We start from the raw sequence: 23,078 nt of genomic DNA, 5'->3' as shown, positions 1-23,078 counted from the left end.
CCAAGTCACCCACCGTTCCAGCCACCGACTCCTGCGCCATCCCCACCGCACGACCGAACGTCCGCAACGACGACACCACCGTGTCCGAGAAATTGCGGCGCACGATCGCGGTCGCGGATTCGCGTTCCACGCTGCGGATTTCCGGCGTCATGAACGGCGTCCGACCGCCGCGCGACGGGCACGGGATGGGGGGAAATACATGGCGCTCTCCGTATCCGGCGTCAATGCCAACATCCGTCAAGCTAATAGGTACTCTGCGTCACAACAAAATCAGGGTGGTGTGAGGATCGCCACTTATCGAGCGTTTCGACGCGAGGTTCACGCGATACGTGAAGCGCATCACTTTGCGCGCCGGAGTGCGGCGTAGCACACAAAACCCAAGGGTAGAGCGGGATTCGGGGCGCGCTGCCATAGGATCGCCGAGCCCCGGGCCGGCGCACACAGGTCCGATTACCGACGCCGAAGCGTCACGAACAGGCGGTCGCGAGAGCACGTCGATGCCATCCAGTTCGATAGCTAGAAGATTGCTACACAAGGCCATGAGAGGGCGTTTCACTACGGACACCGCGAGGGCACGACCGGACCTCGGTTCGCACGGCTACGTACCCGCGAACAGTTAACCGCAGGAACGGAATTCAGCGCTGAACGCCGCGGACCGGATGCGCGACGAGCTCAGTCGTCGAGGTCGACCCGGATGGTGAGCAGGTCGGTGCCGACGAGGCGGACGGCGGCGCTGTTGGCGCGCGGGAGTTCACGCAGGCGGGCCACCGCGTCGTCGTCGGGGAGCAGGTGCGCGGTGCCGGTGTGCCAGGTGCCGCGCAGGCGGACGCGGACCCTGTTGTCGGCCTTGATGTTCCGCACGTACTGCGAGCGCTCGCCGAATTCGGAGACCAGCCAGAACTGGTTGCCGATCCGGCGGCCGCCGATCGGGGTGACGCGCGGCTCACCGCTCACCCGGCCGGTCGTCTCCAGCAGCTGCTGGGCGGTGCGCCTGCGCAGGAGCGGATTGCCGACCCGGCGCTGGAACGCGGTCACCAGGCGGTGCTGCACGTCGTTCTTGCTCGGCATGGCCCGACCGTAGCACCGGCCGGGAGCCTTGTCCGAGCGAGGTGATGCACGCGTGCTATTTCCCCTGTGCACCAGGGCTTTCCCCGCTCCCGGGCCGCATCGGCACGCGGATCGGCGATGACGGTGCGCGCGAATCGTTTCCGCGCGCACCCCGCCATGGGCGAGAATTCGGCTGTGCGGACCCAGTTCACCCATGAGCTTCTCGCGTTGACGAACGATCTGACGCTGATGTGCCGGCTCGCCCACGACGCCGTCGAGCGTGTCACCGACGCGCTCGTGCGCGCCGACCTCGCCACCGCCTACGAGGTCTTCGCCTTGGACGAGCAGCTACAGACGATGTTCGGCGCGTGCGAGGCGCGCACGGTGGTGCTGCTGGCGCTACAGGCGCCGGTGGCGCGGGATCTGCGACATGTGGTGACGGCGATCCAGATCGCGGGCGAGCTCTCCCGGATCGGCCGACTGGCCAACCTGGTCGCCGACAGCGTCTATCGAAGCCATCCCGATCATGTCGCGCCGCAACCGATTCTGGAGGTGCTGGCCGAGCTGGGCAGGCTCGCGGCGCAGCGCACCGCGCTGGCCGGACAGGCGGTGGCGACGGGTCACCTGCCCGACGAGGCCGTGCCGACGCCCGACGAGCTCGCCGAGTTGCGGACCCGGTTGCGCACCACCCTCGCCGAATCCGAGCCGCCGCACTCGGCCGGCACGATCATCGACCTGGCCCTGCTCGGCCACCATCTGGAACGCTGCGTGGACCACACCGACGGCATCGGGCGCCTGGTTCGCTTCCACGACACCGGAATTCCGCCCACTGCGCAGCCCGACGAGGAACGATAGCAGCACGCTCACGGAGACACCTTGGCCCGCAACGGGTTATCCTAAACGTGCCGAATGTCATACGCCGCGTTGGCGTTCCGTGGCAGTCAGCCCGGGTAGCTTGTCCCGCGCCATAGTTCGGTGCGTAGGTGTTAGGAAAAAACTTGCAGATGGTCTCGGTCCCGCCGGCGAGCGGAGCGCTGTCATGACGCGTTCGTCCACCAAGCCAGGCATGGTGCGCCGGGCACTGGCTTTCGCCGCACCCATTCTGGTCGCCATCGCGGTCGTCGCCGCCTACACGGTGCTGGAGGAGATGTCGGCGAAGGACGGTTCCGGTCCCGGGCCCGCGGGCTCGGCCGCCACCTCCGCACAGGAAATCCGCGACCTGCTCGGGAAATTGACTGTGGCGGCGGAAGGTTCGATGACGGGCTACGACCGCGAGAAGTTCCCGCACTGGGACACCAATAAACTCGAGCACGGCTTCGGCGACGAATTCGCCCGGTACAGCAAATGTTCCACGCGCGAGGTGATGCTGCTGCGCGACAGCACCGGTTCGGTGACCCTCGATCCCAAGACCTGTGTGGTGACCGTCGGGGCCGACGGCGGGTGGCGCGATCGCTACGGCGTGCTGGACCGCAAGACCGGGCAGCTGCGCGAGTACAAATGGATCACCGATTCCTCCGGCGTGGACGCCGAACACATCGTCCCGCTCGCCGAGGCATGGCGTTCGGGCGCCGCGAAGGGCGACGAGCAGACCCGGCGCCGCATCGCCAACGACGCGCTCAACTTGGAAGCTTCCGATCCGACGGCCAATCGTTCCAAGGGTGATCAGGACGCCGCGAACTATCTGCCGCCCGGCGAATTCCGGTGTGGATATGTCGAGCGTTACGTTCGGGTCAAGATAAAGTACGGGCTGACCGTCGACACCGCCGAAATGACCGCGCTGCGCTCGGCGGTCGACGAATGCGTCCAACGAGGAGGTTTCCGATAACCGAGATCATCGAGCTCTCCGCCGGGGCCGCCGTCATGACCGAAGAGGAAGGGACGGTGTCCGGCGAACTCGATGTCACCGTCGACGCCGAGGGCAAGGGGCTGGTCCGCTACCGCGGTACCGACACCTGGCTCACCATCGGCAATCTCGATCTCGACCCACCCAGGACCTGGTCCACCACCGCCGAACTCGCCGCCGCCATCGAGGCGGAGAAGGGCGCGCGCGACGCGGCGGGCAATGTGTTGCCGTTCGAGGCGTATCCGCCGGACGAGTCCGAAACCACCGCTCCCCCGGCATCTCCCGAAGGCGGGCAACCGGCGGCGGCTGTGTCGGCGGAGGGCGCGTCCGAACCGGGCGCGAGTGCGGGGGCCGGAGCCGACCCAGATGCCACCGCCGTACCCGACTCCGAGCCGAACGCCGTGGCCGACTCCGATGCGAGTGCCGCAGCCAGCCCCGACCTGAGCGCAGCACCCTGCCCCCACACGAACGCCGTGGTCCAACCCGGCTCGGGTGCCACGCCTGACCTCGATGCGAGCGCCACCGCGGATGCGAGAACCGCAGCGGCCGAACCCGATACGAGTGCCGACGCTGAGCTCTCAGCGAGCCCGAGCCTGAATCCGAGCCCGGTTCCGGAGTCGCCCACGGCGGCCGGAACTCCCGCATCACCCGGCACGGCAACGGAATCCCATCCCGCCTCGGCACCGGACGCATCGCCGTCCGCTCACGTCGATGCGTCGACCACCGGCGCTACCGCCGCGCAGTCCCCCGGTGCGGTTCCCGACAGCGGCGATTCCTGATTCAGCACCCTCGAACCGGGGCGGTCGACGCACCGCCCCGGCACCGAACTTCTCACCGCCGACTCGCGCGCCGATACCCGATGACGGCCGGAATCGCGAACAGCACCACCGCACCCAGCGACCACAGCAAGGTGAGGGTCAGGGGGCGGGTGAGCGGTCCGCCGAGAGCCAGGGCTTTCATGGTGTCGACCGCGACCGACATGGGTTGGTTGCGGACCACCGGCTGGATCCATTCCGGGTAGGCGATCAGCGGGACGAAACCGGTGCTGAAGAACATCAGCAGCGAGGTGAGGATCGTGATCCCCTCCACCAGTGTGGCTTTCGCGCTGTACACCGCGATCGCCGTGACCAGCGTCGCGAACGCCAGCCCGAACAGCACCGGGATCGCGATGAACATCAGCGCCGCGAGCGGCCCCTGCTGGAAGCGGAAGCCGAGCAGGTGCCCGACGAGCACCACCGCCAGCGTGCCGATCAGGATGCGACAGCCCTCCGCGAGGATGCGCGCCGTGAGACCCGACGCCCGGTGCACCGGCAGCACCCAGAACCTGGCCAGCAGACCGGCGTCGCGCTCACGTCCGAGCATCACCCCGCTCGCCACCGCGCCCGACAGCGCGCCGACTATGGCGACCATCGGCACCGACCCGTAGAGGGCATCCGTGCCGGAGAACTTCTGGATCTGGCCGCCCACCACGATGTCGAGCATGAGCAGCAGCAGGCACGGGATGATCAGCGTCTCGAACAGCGCCACCGGGTTGCGCGACCAGCGCAGCAGCAGCCGCTGCGTCTGGATCACGGTGTGGCGCACCAGTCCCGCCACCGAGGTCTCACCGCGCGCGTCGGCGCGCGCCACCGTCATCACCATCACGCCCTCCTCGCGCTGAGCCGCCAGGCCAGCGGTATCGACACCACGAGGATCGCCGCGATCCACAGCAGCGGCGGCCCCATCAACGCCCACGTCACCTCGCCCGCGTTGCCCGCCGTGTCACCGGCCAGCGCGCGCAAGCCGATCGCGAACTGCGACACGGGCTGGTTGCGTACGAAAGGCTGTATCCACTCGGGGAATTGGGTCGCGGGCGCCAGACCGGTCGAGAGCATGCCGAGGATGAGCGGCGGCAGCACCAGGGCCTGGGTGGTCGACTCGGGGCTCTTGGTCGCCGTGCCGATCACGTCCGCGCCGATGGTGAACGCGATGCCGATCAGCATCCCGAACGCGAGAAACCCCAGGGTGTGCGGAGTGTCGAGCCGGAACCGGAACCCGATCACGTAACCGCAGGCCACCGCGGAGATCATCGCGATCACGAGCCGGAACACGTTGCCCGACATGCGCGCCGCGAGTGGCACCAGCGGCCCGATCGGCATCGCGCCGAAGCGCCGGTCCAGTCCCGACACGGCGTCGGTGGCCGAGCGGAAGGCCGCGCCGATGGCGGTGAACGCGGCGGCTTGCAGGATCACGATCGGCATCATGAACTGCGCGTAGCTGCTGAATCCGGTGCCCGCGAACGTCATCACCGTCTTCAGCGGGATGTAGAAGCTGGCGGTGAAGGTGATCGGCGCGAGCACGGAGGTGAGCACCTCGCCGGTCTTCAGCGACGGCGTCACCAGGCGCGCCGTGAGCACCCACCACTGCCGCATCCGCACCGGGGTGGCGCGCACGTCGGTGAGCCAGGCCCCGGCGGTCACGGCCGCTGCTCCGCGTCGGCGAGATGTCCGGTGAGCTGGAGGAATACGTCGTCCAGCGAGGGCCGCCGCAGCGCGATGTCGACCAGTTCCACACCGGCGGCGTCCAGTCGGCGAAGGGCCTCGGCCAAGGTCTTCGCCCCGTCGGGCGCGGGGATGGCCAGGCGGTCGGATTCCGGGGTGAGCGCGGCCCTGATTTCCTGCGGTAGCAGCGATCCCAGCGCGGTCGCGATGGCGGGCAGGTCTTCCAGGCGCAGCGGCACCACTTCGCAATAGCTGCCGCCCGTGCGGGATTTGAGTTCGTCGGCGGTGCCCTCGGCGATCACCACACCGTGGTCGATGACGATGATCCGATCGCACAGCGCGTCGGCCTCTTCGAGGTACTGGGTGGTGAGCAGGGTGGTGATGCCGTGCTTGCGGAAGCCCGACACCAGATCCCACACGCCTTGTCTGCTGCGCGGGTCCAGGCCGGTGGTCGGCTCGTCCAGGAACACCACGTCGGGCCGGACGACGAGCCCGCACGCGATGTCGATCCGCCTGCGCATCCCGCCCGAGTACGTGCCGACCCGGCGGCCCGCCGCACCGGTCAGATCGAACTCGGCGAGCAGTTCGTCGGCGCGAGCGCGGGCCTCGCGTTTGCGCAGGCCCATCAATCTGCCGAACATGACCAGGTTCTCGTAGCCGCTGAGCATGTCGTCCAGCGCCGCGAACTGCCCGGTGAGCATGATGGAGCGCCGCACCGCCGCCGGATCGGCCACCACGTCGTACCCGGCCACTTCCGCGCGACCCCGGTCCGGCGCGATGAGCGTGGACAGCACGTTCACGGTGGTGGTCTTGCCCGCGCCGTTCGGCCCGAGGATGCCGAGCACTTCCCCTTGCGCCGCTGTGAAATTCACGCCACGCAGAGCTCGCACCTGGCCGAAGGACTTCTCGATGCCTTCCACCACGACTCCGTACTCGTTCACTGTGTGCCTCCCAGGTGTTCGTCCAGCACACGTGCGATCTGCGCGAGCGCGTGTGGCGCGGTCATCTCGTCATGGGTGACCGCGACGTCGTGGTTGGTGAGGGCCCCGGTCACGTAGGGCCGCCAGCCTTCCGGGCCGAAGATGTCCGAACTGTCCACGGTGGCACTGAAATACAGCGCGTCGCCGTCGAACACGGGCCTGCGGTAGCCGGTCCGTGTGCGGGCGGAGGCGTTGTAGGACCCGGCCATCCGTTCGAGCATGGCGGCGTCCACCAGCGCGACACCCCCCGTGCGGGCGGCGATCAGGTCGGCGGCATCCTGCGCCGTGGCGTCGGCGGGCACGTCGTCTATGCCGAACACGGCGCCGAACGCGTTGACGAACGCACCGGCGGTGAGGGGTTCGATGCTGTCGCCGTCGATATCGGCGGTGTCGGCGTCGAGCAGCGCGAGGGTGCCGACCCGGGCGCCCTCGGCCGCCAGGCGGGCCGCGATATTGTGCGCGATGAGCCCGCCGAACGACCAGCCGAGCAGGTGGTACGGCCCCTCGGGTTGCACGGCCCGGATCTCGCGCACGTAGCGTTCGGCGAACTCGTCGATGCTGCGGGCGGAGGGTTCGCGGCCGCTCAGATCCGGCGCTTGCAGGCCGTAGATCGGCCGCCCCGGCGCGAGAGCTTCCGCCAATCCCAAGTAGCTCCAGGACATTCCGGAGGACGGGTGGACGCAGAACAGCGGCGGCTCGTCACCGTCGGCGCGGATCGGCAACAGCACGTCCAGGCCCAGCGCGCTGCTGGGAGTAGCGGTTTCGCTCGCGCGGGCGCTCTGCTCCTCGGCGGCTGCCTCCCGAGCGTGCGCGGTGTGGGCGAAAGCCGCCGCGGTGTCGAGCATCTCCCGCCACAGCCGGGCCAGTTCCGCCACCTCGCCGTGGTTGAGCAGGGTTTCGGGGAAGCCGATGCTCGCGCGCAGGCGATCGCCGACGACGACCGCGTTCACGTCGATCTCCACTTGCAGGGGGACACCGGGATGTTCGGTGGCGGGCAGGTCGCCGAGGTCGTCGGTGGGCAGCCAGCCGAGTCCTTCGAGGCCGGGCGGGATCTCGCCGCCGGCGAGGCGGCCCAGGTAGTTGAACGCGATCCGTCCGGGGAGTCGGTGTGGAAGCCGCTGTGCCGTCTCGGGATTCAGGTAGCGCAGCAACCCGAATCCGACACCCTTGTCCGGCACGGCGAGCAGGCGGTGCTTCGCGGCGCGCAGAGCGGTGCCGAGGGCCGGGCCGCCCCGCGCGGCGTCGTCGGGATCGACGGCGCTCAGGTCGATGCGGAGCGGGTAGATGCTGGTGAACCAGCCGACGGTCCGGGAGAGATCCGCACCCGGAACGATCTCCTGCTGGCGACCGTGCCCCTCCAGCCGCAACAGCACGCTGTCGCCGCCGCGCCACCGCCGCACCGCCAGCGCCAAGGTGGCCAGCAAGGCGTCCTCGACGCCGCCCTGGAACAGCGCGGGCAACGTGGTGAGCAGGGCCGTGGTGGTCTCCGCCGACACCGCGATGTCGACCATGCGCAAGGTGCCCGCCACGTCGCGGCGCGGATCCAGCTCCCGGCCACCGATCATCGGGTCCGGTGCGTCGAGAACGTCGCGCCAGTAGTCGATTTCGGCGACGCGACCAGGCGCCTGCGCTTCCTCGGCGAGCGCGTGCGCCCACCGCCGCATCGAGGTGCCGACCTCGGCGAGCACCGGGGTCGCACCGGAGGAGACCTGCGCCCACGCGGCCATGAGATCGGGCACGAGGATGCGCCAGGAGACGCCGTCCACCACGAGGTGGTGCGCGACGACGATCAGCCGGCCCGGCCTGCTGCGGTCACCCGCCGCGCCGACCGGGTCGAACCACAGGAAGCGCAGCACCGCACCGGTGGCCGGATCGAGCCGGTCCAGCGCGGCATCCAATGCGGCGCTCGCGTATTCGCGCAGGTCGAGAGTGTCGGCGGCGGCGTCGAATTCGACGCGGTGCAGCAGGGCGGCCACGTCCACCGAACCGGGCGCGGTGACCTCGAGGGTCGGCTCGGGCCCGTCGGAGAGGCGGGCGCGCAGCATGTCGTGCCGGTCGATCACGGCGGTGAGGGTGGCGACGAGCTGGTCTTCGCGGATGCCCGCGGGCAGCTCCAGCACGGCGGTCTGCGCGAAACGCCGGTGGTCGCCGCCGCGTTCGAGCATGTAGCGCACGATGGGGGTCAGGGGCATGGCACCCACACCGCCGCCGGGCAATTCGTCCAGGGTGACCGCCACTCCGGCCGCATCGGCTGCGGCCGCGAGCGCCGCCACCGTCCGGTGCTCGAACACTTGCAGCGGCGTGAGAGTCAGGCCGCTCAGCCGCGCCCGGGAGACGAGCTGGATGGCTAGGATGCTGTCGCCGCCGAGCGCGAAGAAGGAATCCTGCGCGCCGACGCGAGCGCGGCCGAGCAGTTCGCCGTAGATCGCCGCGAGTTCCCGCTCGGTGGGGGTGCGCGGGGCGACGTACTCGGCGGCATCCGCGCCGAACACAGGTTCCGGCAAGGCTTTCCGGTCCAACTTGCCCACCGCGTTGAGCGGGAGCGCGTCGAGCACGACGAACGCCGAGGGCACCATGTACGCGGGCAGGGAGGCGGCGGCGTGGGCGCGCAACTCCTCGACATCGGGTGCGACGCCGGGCTCGCGGACGACGTAGGCGGCCAGTGCCGTCGCGCCCGACGGACCCGCAACACCCAGGGTGACCGCGAATTCCACCCCCTCGGCGCGGCCGAGCACGGCGTCGATCTCGCCGAGTTCGATGCGCTGGCCGCGCACCTTCACCTGGAAATCGGTGCGGCCCACGTACTCCAAGTCACCGTCGGTGGTCCAGCGCACGAGGTCGCCGGTGCGATACATCCGCTCCCCCGGCGCGCCATGAGGATTCGCGACGAAGCGGGCGGCGGTCAGATCGGGGCGCGCGTGATAGCCGCGAGCCAGCGACAGACCCGCGAGGTAGAGCTCGCCCGCGACGCCGGGCGGCACCGGTCGCAGTCGCGCGTCGAGCACGAGCACCGCCGCACCCCGAATGGGCGTGCCGATGGTGACCGGCGCGCCGGGTACGAGTGCACCGGAAGCCGTTGCCCAGATGGTGGATTCGGTCGGACCGTAGAGGTTCACCATGGTGCGTCCGGTCGCCCAGCGTTCGACCAGTTCTGGGCCGACGGCCTCACCCGCGACCGCCAGCACACGCACGCTCGACACCCGCGCGGGGTCCACCGTGGCCAGGGCCGACGGCGTGATCACCATGTGCGTAACCCGCCGCTCCGCGACGAGCGCCGCGAGGGCGTCACCGCCGAACACGTCGGGCGGTGCGACCACGGAGGTCGCGCCGCACCCGAACGCCATGAGCGCTTCGAACACCGACGCGTCGAAACTCGGTGAGGCGACCTGGAGGACGCGGGCGTGCTCTTCGAGCGCGAGCTGTTCGCGTTGCGCGGCAACGAGATCCGCGAGGCCGCGATGGGAGACCGCGACACCCTTGGGCGTACCGGTGGAGCCGGAGGTGTAGATCAGCCAGGCGGGGGTGTCGGGATGCACGGCGGGACCGGTGGGATCCGGTGCCGCGAGCGCGCCATCCTCCCCCGGCTCGAGGTCGTCCATGACCAGCCAGCGGGTCGTGTCCGGCAGGGCCGGTCGGTGCGCGGCGACGGTCAGGCCGAGTACGGCGCGGGAGTCGGTGAGCATGTGGTCGATGCGGTCGATCGGATGCTTCGGGTCGACCGGGACGAACGCCGCGCCGGTCACGGCGGTCGCCCAGAGGCCGACGAGCAGTTCGACGCCCCGGGTGAGGGCCAGGGCGACAACGGTTTCCGGCCCCGCACCCGCCGCCGCGAGCCGGTGCGCGAGTGTCGTTGCCCGCGCGGACAGTTCGGCGTAGGTGAGGGTGGTGTCGCCCGCGACGATGGCCGGGTGGTCCGGATGCGCGGCCGCCGTCTCCGCGAGCAGGCGAGGCAGGGTGGTGCCTTCGACGCTCTCCGGACCGCGCGCCGGGACCAGGTCGGCGCGTTCGGCCGGGGTCAGCAGGTCCAGATCACCGACGCGCCGGTGCGGCTCGGCGACCACGGCTTCCAGCACCGCGAGCCAGCGCCGCGACAGCGACCGCGCGGTGGCCGGGTCGAAGAGGTCGGTGGCGTAGGTGAGGGTCGCGGTGAGCCCGGCCCGGTCCGTGCCGTCGAGGTGTTCGCGCAGGTCGAGGGTGAGGTCGAACTGGGAGGCGTCGCGGTTCAGGTCCTCCACCGCGATGCGCAGGCCCGGCAGCGCGAGTTCCGGCGTGACGAAGTTCTGCAACGACAGCGACACCTGGAACACCGGGTGGTGCGCGGTGGACCGGACCGGATCGAGCACCTGCACCAACCGCTCGAACGGCACGTCGGCGTGGGCGAAGGCGTCCAGATCACCGATGCGCACCGCGGCGAGCAGGTCGAGGAACGACTCGTCCGGCCGCACGCGGGTGCGCAGGGCGAGGGTGTTGACGAACATGCCGACCAGCCCGTCCAGCGCGGCGTGACCGCGACCGGCGACGGCGGTGCCGATCACCACGTCGTCGGTGGCGGCGAGACGCGCCAGCACCGTGGCGAACGCGGCGTGCACCACCATGAACAGGCTGGTCTCGGTGGTCGCGGCGAGTTCGCCCAGGGCGCGGTGCAATTCGGCGGACACCGGGAACTCGAAGTCGGCGCTCCTGGCGCTCCGCACCGCCGGGCGCGGCCGGTCGGTGGGCAGCTCGAGCAGATCCGGTGCGCCGGACAGCGTTTCAGTCCAGTACCGCACCTGCCGGGCCACCAGGGATTCGGGATCGTCCTCGGCGCCGAGCACTTCGCGGTGCCACAGCGCGAAGTCGGCGTACTGCACCGGCAGCGCGGCCAGGTCCGCGTCGGCGCCGACGGTGCGGGCCGCGTAGGCGGCCATCAGATCGGTGGCCAGCGGGGCCATCGATGTTCCGTCCGCACTGATGTGGTGGACGACGAGGACCACCACGTGCACGCTCTCGTCATCCGGTGATGCGTTCCCGTCCGCCGGATCCGTGGGCGATGCTGATCGAATCGCCCTCGTGGGCACGGCGCTTCGTCCGGCGTGATAGACGCCGGACTCGTCGTGCTCGCTCCCGGTCACGCTCGCACCATCGCGCACGACGGGAACAGCACGCGAGCCCCGATCGTCCGCGTACACCCGGAACAGCCCGATGCGGAACGGGGATTCGGTGGCCAGTTCGAAGCCGGTGCCGGTAAGTTCCGCGATGCGAGACGCCAGTTCGAGTTCGGAGACCGCCACGGGGCGCAGGTCCGGTGTCGCGGCGGCGGCCTCGATGACGACCTGGCGCGGCCCCTCGGCGTCGGACGGGTAGAGGGTCCGCAGGGTCTCGTGACGTTCGACGAGGGTGCGCACGGCCTCGCGCAGGGCGTCGAGGTCGAGATGGCCGGTGAGCCGCAGGGCGACCGCGATGTTGTAGGCGGGTGAGGCGGGGTCGAGGCGGTTCAGCACCCACATGCGCTGCTGGGCGGGCGAAAGCGGAATGCGGTCCGGGCGCAGGCGCGGGCCGAGGGCGAAGCGGGCCCGCTCCCCCGCCGCTGCGGGCACCACGCGGGCGGCGAGCTGGGCGACGGTCGGCGCGTCGAACAGGTCGCGCAGTGCGATGGTCGCGCCGAGCGCGGCGTTCACCCTGGCCACCACCTTGGTCGCGCTGAGCGAGTTGCCGCCCAGTTCGAAGAACGAGTGGTCCACGCTCACCCGGTCGGCGTCGAGCACGTCGGCGAACACCGCCGCCACCGCCTCCTCCACCGGCGTGCGCGGGGCGAGGTAGCGGCGGCGCAGCGCGTCGAAGTCCGGCATCGGCAGGGCCTTTCGGTCCAGCTTGCCGACGGGTGTCAGCGGAACCTCGTCCAGCACCAGCAGATAGGCGGGCACCATGTAGCCGGGCAGTTCGCCCGCGATGCGGGAGCGCAGCCGCTCGGTGTCGAAACCGTCTGTTCGCGAGGCGGACTCACGGCCGAGATCACTCGGCACCACGTACGAGACCAGCACGGTTTCCCCCGCCGGGCCGGGGCAGCCGAGGGTGGCGGCGTACTCGACCTGATCGTCGGCGGCCAGCACCGCGTCGATCTCGCCCAGTTCGATGCGCAACCCGCGGATCTTCACCTGGAAATCGCTGCGGCCCAGATATTCCAGTTCCAGCGCCGAATCACGGTCGCCACCGGATTCCACCCAGCGCACCATGTCACCCGTGCGGTACATCCGATCACCCGGCGCGCCATACGGATTCGCGACGAACCGTCCGGCCGTCATCGCGAATCGGTTGAAGTACCCGCGCGCGATGGCCGGTCCGGCCAAGTACAGCTCGCCTTCCACGCCGACCGGGACCGGGCGCAGCCAGCCGTCGAGCACCATCGCGGCCGCCCCGCGGATCGGACCGCCCATGGTGACCGGCTCGCCCGCGCGCAGTTCGCCGGGCCCGGTCGCCCAGATGCTGAATTCGGTGGGGCCGTAGAGGTTCACCATGCGCCGGCCCGGTGACCACTGCGCCGTCAGCTCCGGTCCGGCCGCCTCGCCCGCGACCGACAGCACCCGCAGCTCGGTCAGCCCGCCAGGCTCCATGGTGGCGAGCACCGACGGGGTGATGACCGCGTGCGTCACCCGCTCGGTGCGCAGCAGCCGTTCCAGTTCGGCGCCGCCGTAGACCTCGGGCGGCGAGAGCACCAGCGCGCCGCCCATCGCGTGCGCGGTGAGCAGTTCGAACACCGACGCGTCGAAGCTCGGTGAGGCCACCTGCAAGGCGCGCGCGGTCGGGTCGAGGTCCAGCGACTCCCGTTGCGCGGCGACCAGATTGGCGACGCCACGATGACTGAGCAGCACGGCTTTCGGCTTGCCGGTGGAGCCGGAGGTGTAGATGAGGTAGGCGGTCTGGTCCATCCGGATCGCGCCGCCGCGTTCGGCGTCGGTGATCGGCCCGTCGGGCACGGTCATGGCGTGGCGGATGGTGTTGAGGTCGTCGAGCAGCAGCCAGTCGATGGTGGCGGGCAGGGTCTCGCCGGTGGCGCGCACCGTGACGCCGATCGGCGCCTTGGAGTCGGTGAGAATGTGCTCGATCCGCTCCACCGGGTAGTTCGGGTCCAGCGGCGCGAAGGCTGCACCGGTCTTGACCAGTGCCCACACCGCGACCACCGATTCCACCGAGCGAGTCAGCGCCAGCACCGCGAACACTTCCGCGCCGATCCCGCGCCGCAGCAGCACCCGCGCGAACCGGTTCGACCAGGCGTCGAGTTCGCCGTAGGTCATGGTGTCGCCGCCCGCGCTGACCGCCAGCGCCGCCGGATCGATCGCCGCCCCCGCCGCGAGGATGTCGGGCAGCGTGCGCTGCGGCACCGACTCGGGCCCGCGCACGGGCAGCAGGGCGGCGCGCTCGGCGGGATCGCAGTGGTGCAGGCGGGCGACGAGCCGATCCGGGTACGCGGCGATCTGGTCGAGCAGCGCGACGAAGCGCTCCAGCAGCCTGCGGGCCTCGGCCTCACCCAGGTGATCGGCCAGGTATTTCACGCTCACGCGCAGCGTGTCGCCGGGAGCGCCGGGCAAGCCGCGCAGCGGAATCACCATGAGGTTCAACGGATACGGCGTGGCGTCGGTACCCTCGACATCGAGCACCCGCATCCCCGCCACGTCGAGGGACTGCGACAGCGCCTCCCGGTCGATCGGGTAGGACTCGAAAACGGTGAGGGTGTCGAACAATTCGGCCAGGCCCACGGCCTGGTGGATGGCGGCCAGCCCGACGTGCTGATGATCCAGCAACCGCGCCTGCTCGCTCTGCACGCGCGCCAGCAGATCGGCGACCCGCTCGGCGGGATCGAGCCGCACCCGCACGGGCAGCGTGTTGATGAACAGGCCCACCATGTCCTCGACGCCGGGCAGCTGCGGCGGCCGCCCCGACACGGTGCCGCCGAATACCACATCGGTGCGTCCGGTGAGCATGGTGAGCACCAGCGCCCACGCCACCTGCACGGCGGTGTTGACGGTGGCACCCGCCGCGCGCGCCGTGGCTTCCAGCCGCGCCACGGCCTCGGCGGGCAGATCCAGGGAGACCGTGCCGGATTCGGTCGACTCGATGCCCGCGAGCGAGGGCACGGCGCGCGTGGGGGCGTCGATTCCGGCCAACGCCTCGCGCCACGCCTCCAGGGCTGCGGAACCTGTTGTCGCCGAGTGGGTTCCGACCGACTGCGTGTCGCCCGGTGCACCTGACCCGTCAGCGAGGGGATCCGCCTCTGCCTCCCTCGACGCGTCGACTCCTCCAACGGCGGCGATACCCACTGCACCAGAGCCGGTTTCACCGATCCCGAGGTCAGTGCCGTCGCGCTGGTCCTCGATCACGGCGGGATCCGTCGACACGCGCTCCTGCTCGGCCAACCAGGCGAGGAACGTGCGATACGACGGCGCCGGAGGCAGCACGTCGGCCGGGTCCCTCCCCGCCGCCTCCGCCACGTACACGGTGAGGAGTTCGCGGACCAGCAGCGGCGTGGACCAGCCGTCGAGGATGACGTGGTGGTTGGTCATCAGCAGGGTCCAGGTGTCCGCGCTCGTGCGGAGGAGGCGGAAGCGCAGCAGCGGGGGCGCGGTGAGGTCGAAGCGGGTGGCGGCGTCGAGGGCGACGAGCCGGTCCACCTCCCGGTCCGGGTCGGGCAGATGGGTGAGATCCACGTCGTCCCAGCGCACTTCGGCGGCGGCGAGCACCAGCTGGCGCGGGCCGTCCTCGGTCTCGGCGAACGCGACACGCAGGTTCTCGTGCCGGTCCACCAGCACCTGCGCGGCGGCGCGCAGCCGGGTGGCGTCCACGCGGCCGGCCAGGGCGAGCCTGCTCTGCACGGTGTAGCCGTCGGCGGTGTCGTTGTCGTACCAGGCGTGGAACAGCAGGCCGTACTGCAACGGCGAGAGGGGCCACACATCGGTCAGGTTCGGGTAGCGGCGTTCCCACCCGTCGATCTGCCGCTGGGTCACCCGCGCGAGCGGGAAGTCGGAGGGCGTGTGACCGCCCGCGCCCGCCGCGTGCGCGTGCATGGCCAGCGCCGCGAGGGCGACGGTCCACTCGTTCGCGAACTCGGCGACCTCGGCCTCGGTGAGCACACCGGTGGCGTAGGTCCAGGTGACCTCGAGACCGGAGGAACCCATGATCGCGTTGACGTCCAGCACGGCGGGCAGCGGCGCGTCGCCGTTCCTGGTCGCGGCGAATCGCCGTGGCAGCCAAGCGCCCTCGTCGGCGAGGGTGGCGCGGCCGAGGTAGTTGAAGCTGATCTGCGGCGTCGGCACCTGGGCCAGGACAGGTGCCGTGCGCGCGTCGAGATAGCGCAGCATCCCGTATCCCACACCGCGATCCGGTATCGATCGCAGTTGTTCCTTGGCCGCCTTGATCGCCGCGCCCGCGGCCTCGCCGCCCGCGAAGGCTTCGTCCATGTCGAGGTCGCCCAGGTCGATCGACACCGGGTAGACGCTGGTGAACCAGCCGACCGTGCGCGCGAGATCCGCACCCGGCAGCACGGATTCCTCCCGGCCGTGCCCTTCGAGGGTGAACAGCGCACGGGTCCGCCCGCGCCAGCGGTGCAGCGCCATGGTCATGGCGGCGAGCAGCACTTCGTCGGCGCCGCAGTGGAACAGCGTGGGCGCGACGTCCAGGACGGTGCTCGCCACGTCGGCGGGCACGGTGGTGATCAGGTCCGCCGCGGTGTCGACGGTATCGAGCGCCGGGTCGAGAGTCCGCGTGCCGATCGGCGGATCCGACCTCGGAATCCGCTGCCACACGGGGAGTTCGGCTTCGCGCACCCGCGCCTGCTCCTGATTGGCGTGCGCCCAGCGCCGGTAGGACGTGCCGGCCGGCGTCAACTCGCCGCCCGACCACGCCGTCGCCAGATCCGGCAGCAGCACCCGCCAACTCACGCCGTCGGTCACCAAGTGGTGCAGCACAATCCACAGCAGTGCCGAGCTGCCCTCGGACTTCGCAGCGTCGACGGTCACCCCGCCGCGCGCGAAATCTCCTTCCGCGCCGCCACTCTCGATCATTCCGGCCGCGAGACCGCCCTCCGCGCCGCCACCCTCGCCCACCCCACGCGCCACATCACCCTCCAAACCAGCGCTCCCCTCAGCTCCACGCAGGAGCACAAACCGGCCCACCACTCCCCCGCGCGGATCGAGACGATCAGCGGCCCTTTGCAGCTCACGTTCGCGAACCCGCTCATCCGACAGATCGACGTCGACGGTCTCGATCAACGCGGACGCCACCACCGAACCCACCTCGGCAACAGTCCATTGCCACTCGTCTCCCACGCGACGCAAAGTGCTGCGCAGGACGTCGTGGTGATCGACCAACGTCTGGACGGCCGACCGCAACGCATCCACGTCGTCTGACGGCAGCGCGATCAGTACCGCCTGGCTGTACCGGTTCCAGGACTCCCCGTGCTCGAGCATCGCGTGCACGATCGGAGTCAACGGCACCTCGCCCACACCCCCGCCCGGCAACTCCCGGACCGCGAGATCCTCGGCGTCGGTGGCGACGGCGGCCAGTGCCGCGACGGTCTTGCGTTCGAACACGTCGCGGGCGCTGAACCGCAGCCCGGCGGTTCGCGCGCGCGACACCAACTGGATGGAGACGATGCTGTCGCCGCCGAGGGCGAAGAAGTTCTCGTCCACGCCCACCGCGTCCACTCCGAGGACCTCGGCGAACAGCGCGGCCAAAGTCTCCTCGCGCGGTGTGGTGGGCGGGCGGCGCACGGCGGTCCGCGTCCCGAAATCCGGTGCGGGCAGGGCCCGCCGGTCCACCTTGCCGACGGGCGTCAGCGGCACCTCGTCGAGCACCATGATCACCGACGGCACCATGTACGACGGAAGACTCTCCCCCACAGCGGCTTTCACCGCCTCAGGCTGCACGTCCGCTCCGAGCACATACGACACCAGCGCCGTCGCACCGCCGGGCGTTGTGGCGCCGAGGGTGAGGGCGAAATCCACCTCCGGCAGCCGCTCCAGCGCCGCGTCCACCTCACCCAGCTCGATGCGATAGCCGCGCACCTTCACCTGGAAGTCACCGCGGCCCGCGTAGTCCAGTTCCAGCCTGCCGCCCCGCCTGCGCCAGCGCACCAGATCGCCGGTGCGGTACAGGCGTTCACCCGGCGCGTACGGATGCGCCACGAACCGGCTCGCGGTCAGTCCGGTGCGCCGGTGGTAGCCGCGGGCCAGCGCGGGCCCGCCGAGGTAGAGCTCGCCGATCGCGCCCGGCGCGACGGGGCGCAGCGCGCCATCGAGCACCAGCGCGGTGACGTCCTTCGCGAGACTCCCGATGGACACGGGCTCGTCCGGGACGAGCGGCGCGCTGACGGTGACCGTGACGGTGGTCTCGGTGGGCCCGTACCCGTTGAGCAGGGTGCGGCCCGCCCATTTCGCCACCAGCTCCGGCGGGCACGCGTCGCCGCCGACCACCACGGTCCGCAGCGCGGGCAGGCTCGCCGGATCGAGGGTGCCCACCACGGCGGGCGTCACGTTCAAGTGCGTCACGCGATGTTCGCGCAGCACGCCCGCCAGTTCCTCCCCCGCGTAGGCCGACGGCGGCACCACGACCAGCGTCGCCCCCACCGCGAACGCGATCAACTGCTCTTCGACGGAGATGTCGAAACTCGGCGACACCGCGTGCGCGACAACGGAATCCGGCGTCACACCGAACGCCGCACCGGAGCTCGCCACCAGATTCGCCAGCCCCCGATGGGTCACCGCGACGCCCTTCGGCAGACCGGTGGACCCGGAGGTGTAGATGAGGTAGGCGGTCTGATCGAGCCGCACGGGCGCCCGCCGCTCGGCCTCGACCGCCGACGGATCCTGATGCGCGACAACCTCTTCGGTCACGGGGTCGTCCAACGTCAACCAGGTGATCCGGTCCGGCAGCGCCACACGCGCCGCCGCGACGGTCACGCCCGCCACCGCACCGCTGTCCCCGAGCATGTGCTCGATCCGGTCGGCCGGATACGCCGGATCGACGGGCACGAACGCCGCGCCGGTCCGCGCCACCGCCCACAGGGCCAGCACCGAGTGCAGCGAGCGCGGAACAGCCACGGCCACAGTAGTTTCCGGACCAGCACCGGCGGCGATCAGCAGCCGCGCCAGACGATTGGCGTAGGCATCCACCTCGCGGTACGTCATAACCTTCGCACCGAAGCGGAGCGCGACGCCGTCCGGTGCGGCGGCCACACCGCGAGCGAGGATGTCGGGCAGCGATGCCTCGGGCACACCCGCCGGACCCCGTGCCGGCACGAGTTCGGCGCGCTCCGCATCGGAGAGCACCGACACCACGCGCAGCGGCGCGTCCGGCCCGGCCGCGAGGAACCGGTGCAGGTAGTCGAGGAAGCGGCGGTGCTGGGCGGCCAGTTCGTCGTCGCCGTAGAGGTTCGGGTTGGCCTGGAAGTCGATGTGGGTGGTCTCGCCGCCGACGCCCGGATACAGGTTGAGGAACAGATCGTCGATCAGTCCCGAGGTGAGCACGTGCATGCGTCCGGTGACGTCGCCGAACCGAATCCTGGTGTCCACCATCATCAGATTCACCGTCGGCCCGAACGACGCCTCGTCGACCGGCAGGCCCAGATCGCGAACGATGTCCTCCTGCCGGTAGCGCTGCCTGCGCAGCGCCGAGGTGAGTTCGGATTGCGCCGAGGCGATCAGCGCGCCCACCGTGACCTCGGCGGCCGGGCGCAGCCGCAGCGGCACCACGTTCGCGACCATGCCGCCGGAGTTCCGCAGCGCGGCGGTGGTGCGCCCGGAGACGGGCAGGCTGAGCGTGACCTCGGCGGCGCCGGTCATCGCGCCGAGGTAGGCGCCGAACGCCGCCACCACGATCGGGGCGATGCTCGACGATTCCGCCTTCGCCACCGCGTCGAGCAATTCCGCTGTCGCCGAGGGCAATTCGCCCGTCACCAGGGCCGGGTGGGCTTCCACGGGCGCGGCGCGGCCCGCCAGGCTCACGGGTTCGGAGAGTCCGGCCAGGTGTTCGCGCCAGTGCGCGCCGTCGGTCCGGAACCGGTCCGAATCACGGTAGGCCACATCGGATTCCACGATGGCGCGCAGATCGGCCGCCTTGCTCGCGGGCTGTTCGCGGCCCTCCACCACCGCGTTGTACAGCGCGGCGATGCGCTGCAACATGGTCATCGCGCCGAACCCGTCCAGCAGGATGTGGTGGATGCGCTGATACCAGAACCAGTGCGCGTCACCGAGCCGCAGCATGGCGTAGGCGGCGAGCCGGTCGGACAGCAGATCCAGCGGCGCGCTGTATTCCGCGCGCATCCAGGCGTGCGCGGCCGCCACCGGATCGGCTTCCCCGCGCAGGTCGATCACCGGCAGCTCGTCGTCCAGGGCGGTGTCGATCACCTGGAACGGGAAGCCGTCCACCTCGATCAGCCGCAGGTAGCCGGTGCCGAACTCGCGCCCGGCGCGGCGCGCGGTGTCGGCGAGCAGCGCCACGTCGAGGTCACCGCGGAACTCCACATACTGCGCGATGGAGATCGGGGTGTCGCCCGCGAAGTGCTGGGCGAACCAGATGCCGCGCTGCGCGGCCGAGAGCGGGAACGCGCCGTCGGGCAGCGTCGCGCCGTCGGCCGACGGTGAAAGGGTCTGCTGAGTCATACGAACGTCCCGGGGACAGAAGAGAAGAAAGGGGGTGAAACGGCCTCAGGACACGCGCCGGTAACGGGCGCGCACCGGGCCGTAGTGAGCCGGGCCGCGTGTGGGAACGGGCCTCTCGGCGGGGGTGTCGGCCAACGTGCGCATCGGAATGACTCCGTGGGCAGTGTAGCCCCGGCACCCGCACCGGCACCCCGGAATCCGCATGTCAGGACGGATGCCGGGGTGCGCGGCGGCGCGTCGTCACGACGCCTTCGGCAGCGTGGCGAGTTCGTCGTCGGTGAGCGGCGCGTCGGAGCCGGTGAGGTAGCGCACCAGCGTCGAGCGGTCGTCGAGCACCAGCCAGCCGATGTCGTCGGCCAGCGCGTCCCGGCCCGCCTTGGTGGTCACCCCGAGCGCGGCGTCGGCGGCGGCCGGCACCGGGGTGGCGCCGGTCTTGGTGATGGCCAGCCGCGTCACCGCCGATTCGATCGCCGGCTGCACCGCCATCGCGACGCGGGCGCCGGGCCGGGCGCCCAGCTCCAGCAGCACCCGCGCCAGCCGGTTGGACCAGCCGTCCAGCTCACGGTAGGTGAGGTCGCCGTCGGGGGTGGACACCGCGACGGCCGCCGGGTCGATCCTGGTGACGGTGGCGAGCCCGCCGTTCTCGATCGCACGGGTGGTGGTGTCGGCCTGGATGCACATGCGGTGCTCCTCCCTGGTTCGCGGTGTTCTGGTGACCACTCCAATCTCGCCGAGAACGGCCGCCGCCGACAGGAACCCCAGTGCTGCCCCGCCACCTCCGAGGGTGAACGTTTCCCCACCAAGGGGGACGAAGTCAGACCGCGACCGGTTCGTCCCAGTCGATGCGGTAGCGCAATTCGTCGGCCTGCGTCTTGTCCGGGTTCATCACCGTCTTGACCAGCAGCGGCATCAGCAGGTTCATGATCCGGCGGGCCATCGGGCCGGGCGTCTTGCTGTGGTTGATCTTCGCGGCCCGCGCGGCGATGCCCTCCACGCGAGCACGCCGCAGGCGTTCGTAGGCCGCGAACGCCCGCGCCGGATCGGGGATGTCGCGCAGGCAGCGCGCGAGCTGCACGCCGCTCTCGACGGCCAGCGACGCGCCCTGCCCGGAACTGTTGGACGGCGCGTGCACGGCGTCGCCGACCAGCACCATCCGCTCCCGGTACCAGTGCGGGACCGGCGGCATGATGTGCAGGCCGCCGGTGATCTCCAGCTGCTCCTCGGTGGTATTGCGCGCCAGCTCACCGCCGGGGACGTCGTCGCCGTAGGTGTCGCGCAGGATCTCCAGCCAGCGCGCGGCGGGGACGGCGCGCGCCTCGGTGAGCGTCAGGTACTCCCGGTGCGGGAGGTTGGCGCCCCAGGTGACGCGGCCGTCGCCGAGCGGCCAGAACAGGTAGTAGGCGCGTTTACCGAACGCGAAAACCATGGTGCCGGTGGCGGTTTCGGACGGGCAGTCGGTGGTGGCGCCGAAGCCGAGCATGCCGGTGTAGTGCGGACCCGGCGCGGCGGGGTCGATGAGGTCGCGCACGGTGGAACGGATGCCGTCGGCGCCGACGAGGATGTCGGCGGTCGCGGTCCTGCCGTCGGCGAAACGGGCCGTGACGCCGTCGGCGTGCTCGTCCACGCCGACCAGCCGCCTGCCGGACTCCACCGGCACCCCGGCCGAGATCGCGTGCTCGGACAGCACGCGGTGCAGATCGGCCCTGGCCACCACTTGCATCGGCGGCGCGTCCGTCAGGCGGGGCACTCGGTGGCGTTTGCCGCCGACCAGCAGGACCTGGTTCGACACCGGCTGCGCGATGGCGCGCACGGCGTCGGCGACGCCGATGATCTCCAGTGCGGCAATGCCGTTCGGCGCGAGCGCGAGCCCGCTGCCGATGCCGTGTGAGGTGCCCGGATACGCCTCGAAGACGCGGGCGTCGATACCCGCTTTTCGCAGGGCGGTGGCGGTGACGGGACCGGCGATGCCGCCCCCTATGACGAGTGCGGAACGGACTGTGGACATAGGTGTACTCCGAACGTGGATCGATACGGCGAACCGATCCGCGTGCCACCCACCCAGCTATCCTGTGGTTGCCAGCCTCGTGGCCGGGTGCGCGCGAGCGGGCGCGGTTCGAGACGGTTCATCGGGCTCGGCGGGCGGTGTTGCCGCACCCCCGCCGGGCTCGGTATCTGCGATTACTCCTGAGGTTCCGGCTCGGCGAACCCCCTCTCCACCATCGCGATGAGTTCGGCCGACGACGCGCCGGGCTCGTGCATGCGCCGCCACAGCGGCAGATCGGGGAACTCGCCCGAGACCAGCTCCGCCCGCCACGCGCGCGCCCACGCCGCCTCGGCCTCGAGCATGGCCACCGAGTACTCGGTCTCGATGACGAACAAGCGCGGCAGCCTGCTGGCGAGACCGTCCAGTTCCGCGCGCACGCGGGCGATCACGGCGTCCAGCGCGGCGATCCGGGTGGCGAGCAGATCGATGACCTCCTCGGGGGGCAATGCGCCGATAACGGACAGCCCGGCGGTGAAGGCGCGGTGCTCGGTACGGGGGGAAGCGACGAGTTCCCCTGTCCAGTCCGACATTTCGGCGCGACCCGCGTCGGTGATGCGGTAGATGACACGCTCGGGACGTGCGCCGTCGCGTTCGCTGCCCACGACCTCGAGGAACCCGGCCTTGGTCATGTTCTGGACCACCGTGTAGAGCGAGCCCCACTTGATGTCCATGTCCTGGTCCTTGCCGCGTTCGCGCAGCTTGGCGGCGATCTCGTAGCGGTGCATCGGCCGCTCCACCAGCACCGAGAGGATCGCGAGTGCCAGCAGATTGTTCACCTTGCGCTTGGCCATGCGCCCTCCTTATTCGTAGACGAATATACGTCTACGAGTATTCCGGCACAACCGGGTGGAGTGCGCGGTTACAGGTGCTGAGTTCGATGCCTGCCGAGGACGCGGCGGCATCCAGCGGTGCGGGCGGATCGCGTGCGGGCGCGGCCCCGGCGTCACCGGCGTGGCGCGTGTCTGTCCGGGCCGGCTGATCGATCGCCTGCGCGGGGGTCCGCTGCCCGCGCGGACCGAACGGCTGGACGCCGCGAGCTGGGCCCGTGGAACC

11 protein-coding genes are annotated in these 23,078 nt (G+C 70.7%); 3 read left to right on the top strand and 8 right to left on the bottom strand.

Annotation, left to right across the window (positions count from 1 at the left end):
* Positions 1 to 672 precede the first annotated feature (672 nt).
* Positions 673 to 1,068 carry a nitroreductase/quinone reductase family protein gene (locus DFR74_RS33175; RefSeq protein WP_067512661.1) on the bottom strand — a complete coding sequence of 132 codons (396 nt, stop codon included), beginning with the start codon at positions 1,066 to 1,068 and terminating at the stop codon, positions 673 to 675.
* 117 nt (positions 1,069 to 1,185) lie between these two features.
* On the opposite strand from DFR74_RS33175, the gene DFR74_RS33170 reads away from it, so the two are divergent.
* From DFR74_RS33170 to DFR74_RS37510, 3 genes are all read left to right on the top strand, one after another.
* Positions 1,186 to 1,902, top strand: a complete 717-nt coding sequence (locus DFR74_RS33170) for a phosphate signaling complex PhoU family protein (protein ID WP_228791827.1) — start codon at positions 1,186 to 1,188, stop codon at positions 1,900 to 1,902.
* A gap of 79 nt (positions 1,903 to 1,981) precedes the next feature.
* Complete coding sequence (locus DFR74_RS33165; RefSeq protein WP_233444468.1) at positions 1,982 to 2,872, top strand: HNH endonuclease family protein; 891 nt, start codon at positions 1,982 to 1,984, stop codon at positions 2,870 to 2,872.
* Between the two features lie 35 nt (positions 2,873 to 2,907).
* The gene (locus tag DFR74_RS37510; RefSeq protein ID WP_232331866.1) at positions 2,908 to 3,669 is read left to right on the top strand and encodes a hypothetical protein; all 762 of its coding nucleotides are present in this window, start codon (positions 2,908 to 2,910) and stop codon (positions 3,667 to 3,669) included.
* Positions 3,670 to 3,721: 52 nt separating this feature from the next.
* Here DFR74_RS37510 and DFR74_RS33155 read toward each other — a convergent pair whose 3' ends face one another.
* The 7 genes from DFR74_RS33155 to DFR74_RS33125 all read right to left on the bottom strand — a co-directional run bounded on the left by DFR74_RS33155 (position 3,722) and on the right by DFR74_RS33125 (position 22,816).
* Entirely contained in the window at positions 3,722 to 4,525 is an 804-nt protein-coding gene (locus DFR74_RS33155; protein ID WP_228791832.1) for an ABC transporter permease, read from the bottom strand.
* Positions 4,526 to 4,530: 5 nt separating this feature from the next.
* Positions 4,531 to 5,349 carry an ABC transporter permease gene (locus DFR74_RS33150; protein ID WP_084538038.1) on the bottom strand — a complete coding sequence of 273 codons (819 nt, stop codon included), beginning with the start codon at positions 5,347 to 5,349 and terminating at the stop codon, positions 4,531 to 4,533.
* Positions 5,346 to 6,311, bottom strand: a complete 966-nt coding sequence (locus tag DFR74_RS33145) for a daunorubicin/doxorubicin resistance ABC transporter ATP-binding protein DrrA (protein ID WP_067512656.1) — start codon at positions 6,309 to 6,311, stop codon at positions 5,346 to 5,348. The genes DFR74_RS33150 and DFR74_RS33145 overlap by 4 nt, the downstream gene beginning before the upstream one ends.
* On the bottom strand, positions 6,308 to 19,981 hold the full coding sequence (locus tag DFR74_RS33140; protein ID WP_084538037.1) for a non-ribosomal peptide synthetase: 13,674 nt from the start codon (positions 19,979 to 19,981) through the stop codon (positions 6,308 to 6,310). The genes DFR74_RS33145 and DFR74_RS33140 overlap by 4 nt, the downstream gene beginning before the upstream one ends.
* Before the next feature lie 240 nt (positions 19,982 to 20,221).
* Positions 20,222 to 20,662, bottom strand: a complete 441-nt coding sequence (locus DFR74_RS33135; protein WP_067512655.1) for an AMP-binding protein — start codon at positions 20,660 to 20,662, stop codon at positions 20,222 to 20,224.
* A 133-nt stretch (positions 20,663 to 20,795) separates the two neighbouring features.
* On the bottom strand, positions 20,796 to 21,986 hold the full coding sequence (locus tag DFR74_RS33130; protein ID WP_067512654.1) for an FAD-dependent monooxygenase: 1,191 nt from the start codon (positions 21,984 to 21,986) through the stop codon (positions 20,796 to 20,798).
* Between the two features lie 173 nt (positions 21,987 to 22,159).
* Positions 22,160 to 22,816: a PadR family transcriptional regulator gene (locus DFR74_RS33125; protein WP_067512652.1), complete on the bottom strand. Its 657-nt coding sequence runs from the start codon at positions 22,814 to 22,816 to the stop codon at positions 22,160 to 22,162.
* Positions 22,817 to 23,078: the final 262 nt, after the last annotated feature.

The organism is Nocardia puris, from assembly GCF_003315035.1.
GTDB classification, from domain to species: Bacteria; Actinomycetota; Actinomycetes; order Mycobacteriales; family Mycobacteriaceae; genus Nocardia; species Nocardia puris.
Note: the sequence above shows the minus strand (reverse complement) of the source record. Positions and strands in the feature narration are given on the sequence as shown.